At 32.5% G+C, this 14,625-nt stretch carries 16 protein-coding genes; 4 read left to right on the top strand and 12 right to left on the bottom strand.

The features are described 5' to 3' along the window. Window positions 1-12 precede the first annotated feature (12 nt). Window positions 13-1,227: a S8 family serine peptidase gene (locus BLW23_RS13620; protein ID WP_093670746.1), complete on the top strand. Its 1,215-nt coding sequence runs from the start codon at window positions 13-15 to the stop codon at window positions 1,225-1,227. A gap of 116 nt (window positions 1,228-1,343) precedes the next feature. On the opposite strand, the gene gdhA is transcribed toward BLW23_RS13620, so the two are convergent. Beyond that, window positions 1,344-2,687, bottom strand: coding sequence for an NADP-specific glutamate dehydrogenase (gdhA, locus tag BLW23_RS13625; protein ID WP_093670748.1), 1,344 nt, complete (start codon window positions 2,685-2,687; stop codon window positions 1,344-1,346). Window positions 2,688-2,880: 193 nt separating this feature from the next. Between gdhA and pheS the strand changes: the two genes are divergently transcribed. From pheS to BLW23_RS13640, 3 genes are all read left to right on the top strand, one after another. Beyond that, on the top strand, window positions 2,881-3,900 hold the full coding sequence (gene pheS / locus BLW23_RS13630) for a phenylalanine--tRNA ligase subunit alpha (RefSeq protein WP_093670750.1): 1,020 nt from the start codon (window positions 2,881-2,883) through the stop codon (window positions 3,898-3,900). 113 nt (window positions 3,901-4,013) lie between these two features. Then, window positions 4,014-4,409, top strand: a complete 396-nt coding sequence (locus BLW23_RS13635) for a hypothetical protein (protein ID WP_093670752.1) — start codon at window positions 4,014-4,016, stop codon at window positions 4,407-4,409. Between the two features lie 175 nt (window positions 4,410-4,584). After that, window positions 4,585-5,805 (top strand): IS4 family transposase, encoded by a 1,221-nt coding sequence (locus tag BLW23_RS13640; RefSeq protein ID WP_093667314.1) that lies wholly within the window; start codon window positions 4,585-4,587, stop codon window positions 5,803-5,805. A gap of 94 nt (window positions 5,806-5,899) precedes the next feature. On the opposite strand, the gene BLW23_RS13645 is transcribed toward BLW23_RS13640, so the two are convergent. The 11 genes from BLW23_RS13645 to BLW23_RS13695 all read right to left on the bottom strand — a co-directional run bounded on the left by BLW23_RS13645 (window position 5,900) and on the right by BLW23_RS13695 (window position 14,624). Beyond that, entirely contained in the window at window positions 5,900-7,054 is a 1,155-nt protein-coding gene (locus BLW23_RS13645; protein ID WP_093670754.1) for a hypothetical protein, read from the bottom strand. Between the two features lie 350 nt (window positions 7,055-7,404). Then, a complete protein-coding gene (locus BLW23_RS13650) occupies window positions 7,405-7,767 on the bottom strand; it encodes a cupredoxin domain-containing protein (protein WP_093670756.1) in 363 nt (120 codons plus the stop codon). Window positions 7,768-7,796: 29 nt separating this feature from the next. Beyond that, the gene (locus tag BLW23_RS13655) at window positions 7,797-8,354 is read right to left on the bottom strand and encodes a carboxymuconolactone decarboxylase family protein (RefSeq protein WP_093670758.1); all 558 of its coding nucleotides are present in this window, start codon (window positions 8,352-8,354) and stop codon (window positions 7,797-7,799) included. A gap of 268 nt (window positions 8,355-8,622) precedes the next feature. Beyond that, window positions 8,623-8,946, bottom strand: a complete 324-nt coding sequence (locus BLW23_RS13660; RefSeq protein ID WP_218134054.1) for a hypothetical protein — start codon at window positions 8,944-8,946, stop codon at window positions 8,623-8,625. Between the two features lie 10 nt (window positions 8,947-8,956). Further along, a complete protein-coding gene (locus tag BLW23_RS13665; RefSeq protein ID WP_093670760.1) occupies window positions 8,957-9,796 on the bottom strand; it encodes a helix-turn-helix domain-containing protein in 840 nt (279 codons plus the stop codon). Between the two features lie 814 nt (window positions 9,797-10,610). Then, window positions 10,611-11,009, bottom strand: a complete 399-nt coding sequence (locus BLW23_RS13670) for a hypothetical protein (RefSeq protein WP_093670762.1) — start codon at window positions 11,007-11,009, stop codon at window positions 10,611-10,613. Window positions 11,010-11,335: 326 nt separating this feature from the next. Further along, window positions 11,336-11,758 carry a hypothetical protein gene (locus tag BLW23_RS13675; RefSeq protein ID WP_093670764.1) on the bottom strand — a complete coding sequence of 141 codons (423 nt, stop codon included), beginning with the start codon at window positions 11,756-11,758 and terminating at the stop codon, window positions 11,336-11,338. A gap of 441 nt (window positions 11,759-12,199) precedes the next feature. Then, the gene (locus BLW23_RS13680; RefSeq protein WP_093670766.1) at window positions 12,200-12,679 is read right to left on the bottom strand and encodes a hypothetical protein; all 480 of its coding nucleotides are present in this window, start codon (window positions 12,677-12,679) and stop codon (window positions 12,200-12,202) included. A 1-nt stretch (window position 12,680) separates the two neighbouring features. Beyond that, the gene (locus BLW23_RS13685; protein ID WP_093670768.1) at window positions 12,681-13,052 is read right to left on the bottom strand and encodes a hypothetical protein; all 372 of its coding nucleotides are present in this window, start codon (window positions 13,050-13,052) and stop codon (window positions 12,681-12,683) included. 725 nt (window positions 13,053-13,777) lie between these two features. Further along, window positions 13,778-14,116, bottom strand: coding sequence for a YrhB domain-containing protein (locus BLW23_RS13690; protein ID WP_093670770.1), 339 nt, complete (start codon window positions 14,114-14,116; stop codon window positions 13,778-13,780). A 79-nt stretch (window positions 14,117-14,195) separates the two neighbouring features. Then, window positions 14,196-14,624: a hypothetical protein gene (locus tag BLW23_RS13695; RefSeq protein WP_093670772.1), complete on the bottom strand. Its 429-nt coding sequence runs from the start codon at window positions 14,622-14,624 to the stop codon at window positions 14,196-14,198. Window position 14,625: the final 1 nt, after the last annotated feature.

A 14,625-nucleotide genomic window follows, 5' to 3' on the forward strand; every position in this document is an offset into this window, starting at 1 on the left:
CTTTCTAACAGAATGAAAAAAACAAATTTGAAAGTAGCTGCTCTGATGATTTTTGGAGCAATTTTTATTGGGTGTAATGACCAAGACACATTAAACAGCCCTTCTGATGAAAATGCAATTGATAATGAAGCTAAAACCATTAGCAATCAATACATTATCACATTAAAAAAAGGAACTTTAAGCCAACCTTCTTCCAGAGGTAGCAAAAGAGCCTACAACGCGTCTATTGAAACGCTTAAAAGTGAAGTAAGCAATAAATTCCAAACGCTAAAAATCGAGAATGACAACATTAAAGCGACCTTCGGATATGCCTTAGAAGGGTTTGTAGCGAAATTAACAAAAGCACAGATTGAGGAGTTAAAAAATGATCCAAGAGTCAAAAGAATTGAAGAAGACTACATGATTACCTTGGCACCGAAAAAAGGTAAGCCAGGAGGTGGTGGTGGAAGTACTCCACAAGAAACTCCTTGGGGTATTACACGAGTAGGAGGTGCTGCTAGCGGAGTTGGTAAAACGGCATGGATCATAGACTCTGGGATAGATTTAGACCACCCAGACTTAAACGTTGATACTGGCAGAAGCAGAACCTTCGTAACATCAGGAAAAGATGCTAGATCAGCCGATGATGGAAACGGACATGGTTCACATGTTGCTGGAACCGTTGGTGCACTTGACAATAGCATAGGTGTAATCGGGGTAGCTCCAGGCGCTAATTTAGTTGCTTTAAAGGTACTTGACAGTAGAGGTAGTGGACAATTTTCTTGGACTGTACAAGCTCTTGACTACGTAGCTGCTAACGGAAGCGCAGGTGACGCTGTAAACATGAGTTTAGGACCAAGATCAAGATACACTGACTCAGCAGTTGATCAAGCTACACTAAATGTAGCCTCTTCTGGTATTAACATTGCTATAGCAGCTGGTAACTCAGATGACGATTGTTCTTTTTACTCTCCAGCAAGAGTTAATCATCCAAATGTTTACACAATATCAAATATGACAATTAACGAAGTGCTAGCTTCATCTTCAAACTATGGAGACCCTGTAGATTATGCAGCACCTGGAACTTCGATTAAATCTACTTGGAAAAGTGGAGGTTATAACACCATTAGCGGAACATCAATGGCTTCGCCCCACGTTTGTGGACTTCTATTAACAGGTGGTGTTAGTGGTGATGGGTTTGTTCAGGATAAAGACAATGACCCTGACCCTATCGCTATTAGAAAATAGCCCTATTTATTTTTGTTTCGAAACGAGGCATCTTATACAATAAAAAAACCTCACGTGTTAGTTTTAAACTAATTCATGAGGTTTTTCTTTCTATTTATAACGCTAAGGAAAGTAATTTAAACCACTCCTTGGTCGATCATTGCTTCAGCTACTTTTACAAATCCAGCAACATTCGCTCCTTTTACGTAATCAACATATCCACCTTCTTGTGTACCATATTTCACACAAGCTTCGTGAATGCTATTCATGATTGCATGTAATTTACTATCAACTTCTTCACGTGTCCATGATAAACGTAATGAATTTTGAGACATTTCTAAACCAGAAGTTGCTACACCTCCAGCATTAGACGCTTTTCCTGGTGCAAAGAAAATCTTAGCTTCTTGGAATACTTCAACAGCTTCTGGAGTAGAAGGCATATTCGCTCCTTCAGAAACACAAACACATCCGTTTGCAACTAACGTTTTTGCTTCTTCTCCATTTAATTCATTTTGAGTTGCACATGGCAACGCTACATCACACTTAACACTCCAAGGTCTTTCTCCTTTAAAGAATTTAGCCGATGGGTATTTTTCAACGTACTCGTGAATTCTACCTCGCTTTACGTTTTTCAGCTCCATAACAAATGCTAATTTCTCAGCATCGATTCCAGCTTCATCGTATATATATCCAGATGAATCTGATAAGGTAACTACTTTACCACCTAATTCAGTTACTTTTTCAGTTGCAAATTGCGCTACGTTACCAGAACCAGAAACCGCTACGATTTTCCCTTCGAAAGAATCGTTTTTAGTGTTTAACATATTCTGAGCAAAGTATACATTACCGTAACCAGTAGCTTCAGGACGGATTAATGATCCTCCCCAACTAGCACCCTTACCAGTTAACACACCAGTAAATTCATTACGTAAACGCTTGTATTGACCGAACATATATCCGATTTCACGGCCTCCAACACCGATATCTCCAGCAGGAACATCTGTATCAGGACCAATGTGACGAGATAGTTCAGTCATAAAAGATTGACAGAATCCCATAACTTCACGATCCGACTTTCCTTTAGGGTTAAAGTCAGAACCTCCTTTACCACCACCCATTGGCAATGTTGTTAAAGAATTTTTGAAAACTTGCTCAAAACCTAAGAACTTTAAGATTGATAAGTTTACCGATGGATGAAAACGTAACCCTCCTTTATATGGACCAATTGCCGAATTAAATTCAACTCTATATCCTCTATTAACTTGAGTTTCTCCATTATCATCTACCCAAGGTACTCTAAACATTATTACACGCTCTGGCTCAACCATACGCTCTAATAATTTTTTACCTTGATATTTTGGATTATTTTCAATGAACGGAATTACTGTTTCTGCTACTTCGTGTACAGCTTGCAAAAACTCTGGTTCATATGCATTACGTTCTTTAACGTAATCCATAAAAGCATTTATTTTAGACTCCATAAACCTTTTAGTTGTTCTGTTATTAAATTTTAACAATTTTACGCAGCAAAGATAGTTAATTTACAATTTGTTAAATTCAATTTTTTTGTTTATTTTAATGTATTCTACAACGTTTTCGTTATTCCTTAAAATCCCATGATTTTTTAACTAAAAAACCGTAAATTTGCCACTTAATTTTTGTGATTAATACATAATGTTAGATAAGGTAAAGGAACTAATAGGGGACGTTAAGACGTTTCAAGCTACATCTAAAGAAGAAATAGAGGCTTTTCGAATTAAATATTTAGGAAGTAAAGGATTATTAAAGGATCTTTTTGCTGAGTTTAAAAATGTTGATGCGGAATTGCGTAAAGACTTTGGACAGGCCTTGAATAATTTGAAAAACTCTGCTGAAGCTAAGGTTACCGAATTAAATGAAGCTATTGAGAGTGCTATAGAGGATAAAGGTAAGTACGGTGATTTAACCAGACCTGCTGAACCTATTGAGTTAGGATCTCGTCATCCAATTTCAATTGTTAAAAACCAAATTATTGAGGTTTTTAACCGAATTGGTTTTACCGTTTCAGAAGGGCCAGAGATTGAAGATGATTGGCATAATTTTACGGCTTTAAACTTACCCGAATACCACCCAGCACGTGATATGCAGGATACTTTTTTCATTGAAAAAAATCCAGATACTTTATTAAGAACTCATACCTCATCAGTTCAGGTGCGTTATATGGAAAATAACGAACCTCCTATTCGAACTATTTCTCCAGGTAGAGTGTTCCGTAATGAAGATATTTCTGCACGTGCTCACTGTATTTTTCACCAAGTTGAAGGATTATATATTGACACTGATGTTTCTTTTGCCGATTTAAAACAAACATTATTGTATTTCACGAAAGAAATGTTTGGAAAATCTAAGATCCGTTTACGTCCGTCATACTTTCCATTTACCGAACCAAGTGCTGAAGTTGATATTTACTGGGGACTAGAAACAGAAACAGATTATAGAATTACCAAAGGAACTGGATGGTTAGAAATTATGGGCTGTGGAATGGTAGATCCGAATGTTTTGAAGAACTGTAATATTGATCCTACTAAATATTCTGGGTATGCTTTTGGAATGGGTATTGAGCGAATTGCCATGCTTTTATATCAAATTCCTGATATTAGAATGTTTTACGAGAATGATAAACGATTTTTAGATCAGTTTAAATCTGTTATTTAATACAAAAACTATTTGTAAGAGCTCAATTCTCTCTCAAGTTTTACAACATATTAAAATAAGGTTGCGAAGCTATCATGCTTTGCAACTTTTTTTATAAAAAACAACCTAAACCGATGAAAAAAGATATTCATATTCCAAAAGTAACCGATATTGAAATGGCCATTGCCCTAGAGTACAATGAAGCTCATAATGTTGATGAGTGGATTGTTTATCTGATTAATAAAAAAGAAACTCCATTGGAAATGGTTGTTATCGTTTCTCAAGGATTTTCAGAAACAAAAACCACTTCTGTATTCAGAAAGAAAATAGATTTACTACCTGGACAATCTTCAGCTAAAATAGAATTAATTCAACCCGAACTATTTGCTCTAGACAATAGGTTTCAAGTGACCTTTTTTGAAAACAATACGCTTTATGATAAAACCTTTTTGTTTAAAAAAGATACGATAAAAGAAAATAACCTAAGTAATATAAAAGAACTCAACAAACAAGGCATTGTTTGTAAGTAATATCACGAATATAAAAGAGCGAGTTTTTAACCAGTCATGGTCGGAAGATTTTTCTTCCGACTTTTTTTGTTTCTAAGAAATAAAAAAAAAATTATTTTAACCTGCTGTTTTTCAGTTGTTTAACTTGTTTTTGAGTATTGTTTTTTGTATCTTATATACTGATAATTAAGCTATTATGTCAGTATTTAAAGATCATAAAATATCCGTAAAAGAATTATTAGGTATTATTCCAGAAGCTCTTTTATCTAAATTATCATCCACAACTAATGTGGATTATTACACCAAAGTGCTTCATGGTAAAAAAATGTTTTATTTGTTGCTTTATGGTATTGTAGAAAACGAAAAATTAAGTCAACGTACCTTAGAAGATACTTTTAATGATTCTCTGTTTAAAACTCTTTTCAATTTAGATAAATCAGAATCCATCAGAAGAAGTTCTATCTCAGAAAGGTTATCTAAAATTGATTCCGATTATTTCGCTCAAATATATCAATGCATTTATAGCCAGTTTCACGATGCTTATCCAATGACTTCTAATAACGAAAAACATCAATTAGTTCATGTGGATAGCTCGATGGTTAGTGAAGCTGCTAGTAAATTATTAGAAGGAATTGATCATAAAAATGGTAAGAAATCTGTTAAATATACTATTACCTTTGATGGTTTATTGCCTTGTGAGTTTAAAGTGTTTACAGAACCTAAGTATTCCAGTGAAGATATGGCTTTGCCTGAAGTTATAATGGATCATGTAAAACAACACAAAAATCATAAAAATATTTACGTCATTGATAGAGGTCTTCAATCTACCAGAACCATGAAAGATTTTAGTGGTAATGATATTTATTTTATTGCTAGAGCAAAAGAAAATAGAAAATATGTAGAATTGGAATCTTTACTCGATAAAAATCAAAACTCTGACCTAGGAGAGTTAAGCCTTATAAAAGATAGTAAAGTATATCTGTATACTGGTAAAGCTATAAATAATAAGAGAGGAAATATTCACTATAAACAAGAGTTAGTAAAGACTCCTTTACGTTTGATTGTTGCAAAAACAAAAACTGAAGATCACAAAGAATTTTGTTTTATTTCTAATCAATTTGATCTCTCTGCTAAGGAAATTACGCAAGCCTATAGAAAGAGATGGGATATTGAGGTCTTTTTTCGCTTTATAAAGCAAGAACTAAATGTAAGTCACTTAGTATCTTTGAATAAAAACGGAATCAAAGTAGTTCTATATATGACTTTAATTGTAGCAATGTTAATAGCAATCTATAAAAAAGCTAACAATATTGGGTATAAAACGGCTAAAAGAAGGTTTAAAATGGAACTCAGAAATTTAGCCATTGCTATGATTGTGGTAATTTGTGATGGAAATTTAGATCATTTTGAAACTTAAAAATAAATGGTCGGAATTTCTTCCGACCATGACTGAGTTTTTAACTCGCTCTTTTTATTTACCATTTAAAATTGCTGGTATTATTATCTCTGCATTACTTATGCTGTAAAGTACATGCTTTATTAATTTTTTCAACTTCTTGAATAAAGCTTTCAATATTGTTATATGCCCCTTCGAAAACATTTATTTGATTCACCAAGTTTTCTATTGGCTGAAGTACCTTATCTGAAAACGAACTTAATTCTTCTGATAAATCGGACAGAATACTTAACCCTGGAATGGATGGTAAATGAATGTTTAAATGCAAGGCCTTTAATATTGGATTCAACACGGCTCTCATTGCTTTGTTTAACAAATCCATTACGGGACCAATAACACTTAATCCACCCCTGATAATTTGTTCAACACTAAATGAAAAATACACTGTATGCCACCCGCAAGGGTAAGGAACACCCCACTTATGACATATTTTAGGATACCCTCCATAAGGAACACGTATTGTATGACTTAACGCACTTTTTACCGCATTTAATTGTGAAATTAAAGGGTTTAATACATTCATTACTGCATTTATTTGGTTTTGTAAACTTACCAAGCCCATCACCAAATGTTTTACATTTTCCGCTTCTTCTTGAGCGTCATTTATCGCATTTAGTATTTGAACTTGTATACTATCGAACTTCAAAACTGTTGGATCAACCTTGCTTGAAGCATTATCTAACTGGCTTTCTAAACCAGATTTAATCGAAGATTCTGGCAATGCATTAATACAATGTATTGCACTTCCTAAAGTAGCAACAAATTGATTTTCAGCATTCATCAATTTCAGTAGGAGCTGGTCCAATTGGGCCACTTTTGGCTCCACTTTCTCAATTCCATTTCTAATTGGCCCTACTACTTTTTCAACTTTGTTTGATACGGAAAGTGCCTCATCGATTGGTTCCTTAAAGGTACTCAGCACATTTTTAAGCTCAGATGCCTCGGCTCCAATTTCCGGAATAATTGAGACAACCTCTAGCAGCTCAACTGCCTCGTTTAACGCCGAATCTAAGTCGCTCAAAGTGGTGTTAATTTTTTTAGAAATGGTTAAATCTTTATCTATGATTTGCAATTCTTGATCTAACGCTTTTACATCTTCTTCTAATTTCGAAGTGTTAGACTCTGTGGTACTTACATCATGCATTAATTTGTTAGCTTGTTCCATACTCATGGTTACCCCATCAGTAATTTGTGGATTCACTGTAGACATAATTTTTTAGTTTTTATTATGGTTAATTAATAAACTCTCAAAAGGGAGCAATCTAGAAGGAAATACAAACCCAAGTTCGAAATTTTCTAGAATCACAGAAGAAAAAAAACCTTAAAAGCAGCAAATCAAGACCTAAGCGTACACAAAACACCCTTAACAGGATTTAAAAAAGAACAAAATACATCTAAAAAAAAAGGGGTACTCTTTCGAATACCCCTTTCCAAAATTATACATTTGAAAATGTTCCCTTTAAACAACTATACAAAACATTTGTATATTTTTCATCCTAAGCATACTCATTAAATTCAATTGTATAATCTAAAAACTAAAACCTATTATTATCACTTTAATTATTTAACAGTAAGCGTATACTGTGGCGTTGGATTTAAGGGGCAAAAGTAAACGTATTTCCCTTTTTTTAGAGTTACTTCTTTTGTTTTAGATTTCCCATTTTTTTTCACTAAAGAAGTAACATATGCGTTTTTGATATGATTAGCTTGATCAGTTTTTCCTTCTGGAGCCAATACAAACCCTACATCACGTCCTACCTCATTATTTGCTATCTCAAAAACATACGTTCCTTCTGAAAGTGTTATTGATTTTTGAGTAAACTCTCCTTCTGTCTGTTCAAGAGCCACTGTTTTCACTTTTTGTGCATTTCCTTGGAATGCAAATCCTACCAATAAAACTAATGTTGCTATTATTTTTCTCATTTCTATTTATGTATTTATATAGTATTCTATTATGCGTTTACCGCATACTTTCCTGCCTCTACTTTAGGGAAATCAATTTCTGTTTCAGCAATATGATTTACATAGTTTGTTAACGTGTTTGCTACTACGTTTAACACTATCTCTAAAACATCTCCATCATTATAACCAGCATCTTTTACCGCTTTTAATTCCTCTGAAGTTACATTTCCTTTATTTTTTGTAACGCTTTGTGCAAACTGTAATCCTGCTTTTATTTTTTCATCAGAAGCTTCTCCTTTTCTATTGTTTTCAATTTCACCTTCCGATAAACCATTCATTTTACCAATAGCTGTATGCGCTGATAAACAGTAGTTACACGTATTTTCTTCGGCGATAGCCAATGCTAACTGCTCTCTAAATTTGTTTGAGAAGTTCCCACTAGCAGTTAACTCTCCTAAGCTTAAATACGTTTGTAACGTTGCTGGTGAATTTCCAAACACCTTAATAAGATTAGGAATAAATCCTAATTTTTTATTTACTGCATCAAATAACTCTTTCGATTTTCCTGTAGTTGTTTCTGGGTCTAAAGTTTCTAATCTTGTACTCATAATTTTTAATTTTATAGGTTATTTATTTTATTACTTAAATTTTTACACTGATTGTTATTTGCTGAATCTTCGTATTCTTGATATCCCCAACAGTTCGGGCAATTTGTTTTTTCTGACTTCATATTATTTGGTTTTTATTTCTGATACAAAGATGCGACCAGAATAGACCTCAAAAAATGGACAAAGGTTCCTATGACTTGGACAAATGGGAAAAGGGAAGGTTTTTGCAGTTAATTATTGCTATTTGACCTTAGAATTGAATAAAAAATTAAAAGTTTTGAGTTGTAAATTTTAAATTTTGAGTAAGAGTTTTGTCTTTTGGCTCGGGAGTTTTGTCTTTTGGCTCGGGAGTTTTGTCTTTTGGCTCGGGAGTTTTGTCTTTTGGCTCGGGAGTTTTGTCTTTTGGCTCGGGAGTTTTGTCTTTTGGCTCGGGAGTTTTGTCTTTTGGCTCGGGAGTTTTGTCTTTTGGCTCGGGAGTTTTGTCTTTTGGCTCGGGAGTTTTGTCTTTTGGCTCGGGAGTTTTGTCTTTTGGCTCGGGAGTTTTGTCTTTTGGCTCGGGAGTTTTTAATTTCGCCAGCTCAATTAACTCCAATAATGAAGATTTATGCGGTCTTTTGAAATTGCTTTGGTGATTTTCCCGTTGCTTTCGTAAAAAAGCGAGAGAAATAAGCTGGATCATTAAATCCTAAATCAAATGCTACATACTTTATTGTTTCGTTAGAATACAACAACTGTCTTTTAGCTTCTGTTACAATTCTATTTTTAATAAAATCACTTGGAGTTTGACTTCCTATTTTTTGAAAGTGCTTACTGAGAGACTTTGGAGACAAGCCTAATCTATTTGCATAATCGGTAACACTATGCATTTTTTTAAAGTTTTGCTCTACTAATAAACTAAAGTCTTTATACAGTTTAGTTTCTGCATCATCTTTAATTATTTCGTACTCCTTTTTAACACGAACGGAGCAAACTATAAACTGCCTTAAATACGATTGCAACATATCATATTGAGCAGTTTCTTCTTGCTCAAACTCTTCAATTAAACTTTCTAATATAAAGTCCAGTTTTTTAGTATCCTTTTCACAAGGAGAAACAAAGGGAGTTTTGTATATATTATTAAACAACACACCATTGCAAGCAACTTCCGCATCATGAGCCTGTATACAATAAAAATCTCTCGTAAAACTTAATTGATATGCTTCTTTTATTTTTTCAGACTCTACCGAAAATACTTGGCCAGGGGAAAGGAAAAACAATACATTTCCATTAAATTCATAACTTTCAAAATCGATATTATAAACTCCTTTACCTTCTTTAATCCAAACAATTTTATAGGAATCAATTTGTTCCTCTTTATTTAAAACACAAGCCTTTTCAAACACAACTTGTTGCAAGGAAAATACATTATTAAAGGTATATGTTTTTATGTCTTGTACAGCCACCGTTGGTATGTTTTAAAAGAAACTATAAAATTATAAAAATAGATGAACTCGTAAGCATTATGTAAAAGCAAATGTTAGCCATATTAATAGATTTAACACTTTTAAAATTTGCCATTTTGCTAAAAAGTTAGTCGTAAACAACTTAATTACTAACAAAAAATCAAGTTACCACAAACCCACTTAACTAAACCTCAACATGTTGACAAATACTATCTACAAATTAAAACTACTGCAATGAAACGCTTTTTTCTCTTTTCTTCTTCATAAGAAAAATGAGACCATAAACTAAGGCCGTTATTAATTTTTATAATTCAACTAAAGAAAAACATCATCATTTTCATTTCCATAATCGTCAAAAAGTATCGTTTTTTAGTAAAAACACTGCAAAGAAACACTACACACTCCGACTATATTACAGTAAATCATAATTTTACGTAACAATAACCCCTAAATATTATCACTATGTTGTTTATTTACGAATCTTCGAAAGAAACCTTTAAGTTTTACGTTCCAAGCAAAAAAGCAAAGAGGGCTTTTTATTGGAGTTTTAGCTTGAATTAGGCTATTTGCTATTACCAAATAGCTCAAAACCAAAAAGCTAAATCGAATACAAGTTAATTATTATTTTGTGATACTGCTAAGTTATCACAAAGAAACGAACTGTAATTACTTAACTACAGTTCGTTTCTTATTTATACAATCAAAAACTCTTAATTACTTATAATCGTAGCGATCTTCATCAGTATATCAATAGAAATCTAACCACACTTATACCTATAAAGAATACAATTCCAAATTACAAACTTAAAGTAGTCTATTCTTTTTTTTGGCGAATCCGAGGTCCAAATATAAAACGTTTTTTACGCCTTCTATCATAAATATACTTGCGTATTTCCCGTATCTCATCTTCAGTTAATTCTTCATTATATATTACTTTTTTACCATCAAAAGCAAACACTTTGAATAACACAGGGCTATACTCGAATAATTTCGAAAAACGCTCAATTTCGGCTCCAATTAGTAAGTATTCCTTTTCGAAATATTGCCCATAATCACTTTCTCCTGAGCAAACAACACGATTCCAAAATAACAAGCGATCAACACATATTGATATATCAAGTGAGTCCATTTTTCCGTATGCCTCATGTAATAATTTTTTAACATTCGCTCCTCCTGTTAAATTGTATAATAACTCTTTTATTTCTGGCTTCATTATTCTTTTTTTATTAAATTTTTTATTTCTTCTATAACTTCTTCAATAAACGCAAAGAGTGCTTTTTATTGGAGTTTTAGCTTGAATTAAACATTTAATTGTCAAATAATACTCTTTCATAGATGCACGTTTTATAAAATGCATCTATGAAACAGTTATTATAACAATCTATCTCTTTTCTAGTTTAGAAACACTCTTTCTGCTCCATTTTTTAACGAAACTCTTAAACCCCTCTTTTTCCTTTAATAATAATTCCCAACTCCTATTACGTTCATTTAAAACCTCCCCTAAAACAATTCAAAAGCCTCACAAATATTCTTGTTAATTTATTTTTTTCTTTCTTTTACTGGAATGTAAAAATTAGTAACCTTTCGTTCTCGGTTTTCATCTATAAATTGCCTAATCGCATTTTGTTCTCGTTCAGACACACTCAAATTAAAATAAACATACTCATCATCTAATCGAAAGAGTTCGTTCAACTCTGGACACTTCTTAAACAACGAAATCATCCTATCAACATACCTCTGAGGATTTACAGAATTTTCTTTTATTAAACTTAACTTCTTAGGGTCAAGCTTTAAAGTTTTTATCATTCGTAAATCCAACCATTCAACAAGATCTCTTATTTGATGATAATACTGATTAGCCTCAGAATCGACATCAATTCCCCCTAAATATTTTAACCTACCCCTTTCGTCAGATATATAATTTAACATATCCGATAATAATTCTCTTATAATGGTTTTCATTTCTTGTTGTTATAATTCTCTTTAATAAATTCAATCATTTCCTCAAAAGTTTCGAAATCGACTTATTGTTTTGTTATAATTTGAAACTCTCTTTCGAAATACCTTACCCCTGTTAGCGCTCGACTGCGTCGAGTGCTGTAAACTCTGAGAAAAGTCTAATACGCTATTTAATATTGTTATAAGATGAAAACCTTCAAAAAGTAATACCGATTACTTAGATGAAACATTATGCTGCAAGCACTCGTCAAAGACGAGCGCTAACAAGAGGCTTACTTTTTGAAAATCATAAAAAACAACCATTTTATCGCGAGTAACAGCTTATAAAATCGTTATTATAGTTTTTATCGGACAACAATAACTCTATAACCTAATTTACTTCAAAATGTACTCCATATTCTACCCTAAACCACACGAAAGGATTCGTGCGGCATCTGAGTTAGTCTATTCTTTTTTTGTATACTCATCATATATTGTAATATATCTTACAATAGTTTGGGCCAAAGCATTATCTTGATTGTCAAATTCCGGAAAATACGCCATAGAATACCCTTTATTATATTTCATAACATTTTCAAATCCTTTTTTTTGAAGAAAATCATCAGGTGCAAAAAAATTTCTACTAGTGCTTAAAGTAAATCGTAATTGAGTTAAACCAAAAACATTATAATCATCAAAGACTTCAGGTATAATTGAGTTAGGAACCCCCAGTAAGAATACGTTTTTGGCATTTTCCTTTGTCAAAAGACCATTCATATAATCTTTATTTGGCATCAAATAATAACCATTAAAATTAGCATCAAACACTCTTACCTCTTCCAATTCATATCCTAACAGCTGCCCTATCTGAGCAAAAACATTAGGTAAATCAAAAAATGCTAATTCTTCATGGCTTTGTTGCGTTAAAATTTTTATCGATATCATTCTATTGTTTTTTTAAGTTTTTTGTTTTTATCTCTATATTAAAGTTAATCAATAACTCATCATCTAATCCTAAATTATATTTTTTCATAAAATCCTCAGAAATATTAAAGCCGAAAGATTTTAACTCCTTAATTTTAAAAAACTGAGTTATATCAGTAAAAACTATATTAGCTTCATCTAGGTTATATCCAGCCTGTAACATAGTTGTCTTAACATAATTCATACTTGGAGCTTCCAGGACATTAAGGTTAGTAAAATCAGTAATTCCTTTTTCCTTTGCAACTTTAGTTAAATACCCCATGGTTTCTAAGTTTTGAATCTGAGACATTTTAACTTTCTCAATTCCTCCTTCAGGTATATTTAACAATTTCATTTGTCTCAATGTAAAATATGCCTGAGTTGGAATCCCTGCTAGCGCTCGACTGCGTCGAGTGCTGTAAACGCTGAGAAAAGTCTAATACGCTATTTAATATTATTATAAGATGAAAACCTTCAAAAAGTAATACCGATTACTTAGATGAAACATTATGCTGCAAGCACTCGTCAAAGACGAGCGCTAACAAGAGGCTTACTTTTTGAAAGTCGTAAAAAACAACCATTTTATCGCGGGTAACAGCTTATAAAATCGTTATTATAGTTTTTATCGGACAACAATAACTCTATAACCTAATTTACTTCAAAATGTACTCCATATTCTACCCTAAACCACACGAAAGGATTCGTGCGGCAGCGGGTGTCAAAAAGTATCTTTTTTTTGTCAAAATCTTGCAAAGAAATACTACATACTCCGACTATATAACAGTAAATCATAATTTTACGCAACAATAACCCCTAAATATTATCACTATGTTGTTTATTTACGAATCTTCGAAAGAAGCCTTTAAGTTTTACGTTCCAAGCAAAAAAGCAAAGAGTGCTTTTTATTGGAGTTTTAGTTTGAATTAGGCTATTTGCTATTACCAAATAGTTCAAAACCACAAAGCTAAATTGAATACAAATTAATTATTATTTTGTGATACTGCTAAGTTATCACAAAGAAACGAACTGTAGTTACTTAACTACAGTTCGTTTCTTATTTATACAATCAAAAACTCTTAATTACTTATAATCAAACCGATCTTCGTCGGGATACCAATAGAGATCTAAACTCTTTGACATCGTATTATTTTCATAAGCCTTTATATATTCCTCAACTTGAAAAGCCGTGCCAAAATTAACAACTCTTCCTGTTTCTTTCTCCACTAAGAAAGGAGCATTTCCAGCTATTGCATATTTTTCTTCCTTAGTTTCAAAATAATCTTTACTTGTATAGCCATAAATATTCCCATAATCTCTTTTAGTTACCCTCTTATATAAAATTAAAGGTAAATTTGTCATCTTCGCCTTCTTTTCAATATACTTTTGAGCAACATCTAACATTTCCTGATCTGTTAACATAATAATATCTTCATGATATCAACCGAACCCAAGATATTTTTCTTAATACGAATTATCCTCTTCAATTACTAACACCCTTTTAATCTTGTTTTTTTACAGGAATATAAAAATTAGTAGCATTTCTTTCTCGGTTTTCTTTAACAAATTCTCTAATTTCAATTTGTTCATCCTCAGATAGATCTGGACTAAAATAAACTACCTCCTTTTCCAATCTAAATACAAGATTCAATTCAGGGCAGTTTCGAAAAAAAGCCTCCATATCTTTTATAGAACTACCATAATCCAAACCCTCATTACCTCTCAATTTAAGTTCTTTCGAATCACCATCTGAAAGACTAAGCTCAATAGGATCCAACCAATTAGCCAACTTAACAACAAGAGAAAATACTCCTGAACTACCATCTATTTCGTCATGCGCCTTTTTTAAATAACCCTTATCACTTAAATTTTTACGAGTTTTTAAATACCTAAGCATTTCTTTTAACAATTTAGTTACTTCTGTTTTCATC

The organism is Tenacibaculum sp. MAR_2009_124, assembly GCF_900105455.1.
Classification (GTDB): Bacteria; Bacteroidota; Bacteroidia; order Flavobacteriales; family Flavobacteriaceae; genus Polaribacter.

Excerpts from the sequence above, each read along its gene's own strand:
- BLW23_RS13685 (WP_093670768.1), bottom strand. The coding sequence starts at position 13,052 with ATGAAATTGTTAAATATACCTGAAGGAGGAATTGAGAAAGTTAAAATG.
- BLW23_RS13645 (WP_093670754.1), bottom strand. The coding sequence starts at position 7,054 with ATGTCTACAGTGAATCCACAAATTACTGATGGGGTAACCATGAGTATG.
- BLW23_RS13635 (WP_093670752.1), top strand. The coding sequence starts at position 4,014 with ATGAAAAAAGATATTCATATTCCAAAAGTAACCGATATTGAAATGGCC.
- gdhA (WP_093670748.1), bottom strand. The coding sequence starts at position 2,687 with ATGGAGTCTAAAATAAATGCTTTTATGGATTACGTTAAAGAACGTAAT.
- pheS (WP_093670750.1), top strand. The coding sequence starts at position 2,881 with ATGTTAGATAAGGTAAAGGAACTAATAGGGGACGTTAAGACGTTTCAA.
- BLW23_RS13690 (WP_093670770.1), bottom strand. The coding sequence starts at position 14,116 with ATGTTAACAGATCAGGAAATGTTAGATGTTGCTCAAAAGTATATTGAA.
- BLW23_RS13670 (WP_093670762.1), bottom strand. The coding sequence starts at position 11,009 with ATGAAGCCAGAAATAAAAGAGTTATTATACAATTTAACAGGAGGAGCG.
- BLW23_RS13620 (WP_093670746.1), top strand. The coding sequence starts at position 13 with ATGAAAAAAACAAATTTGAAAGTAGCTGCTCTGATGATTTTTGGAGCA.
- BLW23_RS13695 (WP_093670772.1), bottom strand. The coding sequence starts at position 14,624 with ATGAAAACAGAAGTAACTAAATTGTTAAAAGAAATGCTTAGGTATTTA.
- BLW23_RS13680 (WP_093670766.1), bottom strand. The coding sequence starts at position 12,679 with ATGATATCGATAAAAATTTTAACGCAACAAAGCCATGAAGAATTAGCA.
- BLW23_RS13640 (WP_093667314.1), top strand. The coding sequence starts at position 4,585 with ATGTCAGTATTTAAAGATCATAAAATATCCGTAAAAGAATTATTAGGT.
- BLW23_RS13650 (WP_093670756.1), bottom strand. The coding sequence starts at position 7,767 with ATGAGAAAAATAATAGCAACATTAGTTTTATTGGTAGGATTTGCATTC.
- BLW23_RS13655 (WP_093670758.1), bottom strand. The coding sequence starts at position 8,354 with ATGAGTACAAGATTAGAAACTTTAGACCCAGAAACAACTACAGGAAAA.
- BLW23_RS13675 (WP_093670764.1), bottom strand. The coding sequence starts at position 11,758 with ATGAAAACCATTATAAGAGAATTATTATCGGATATGTTAAATTATATA.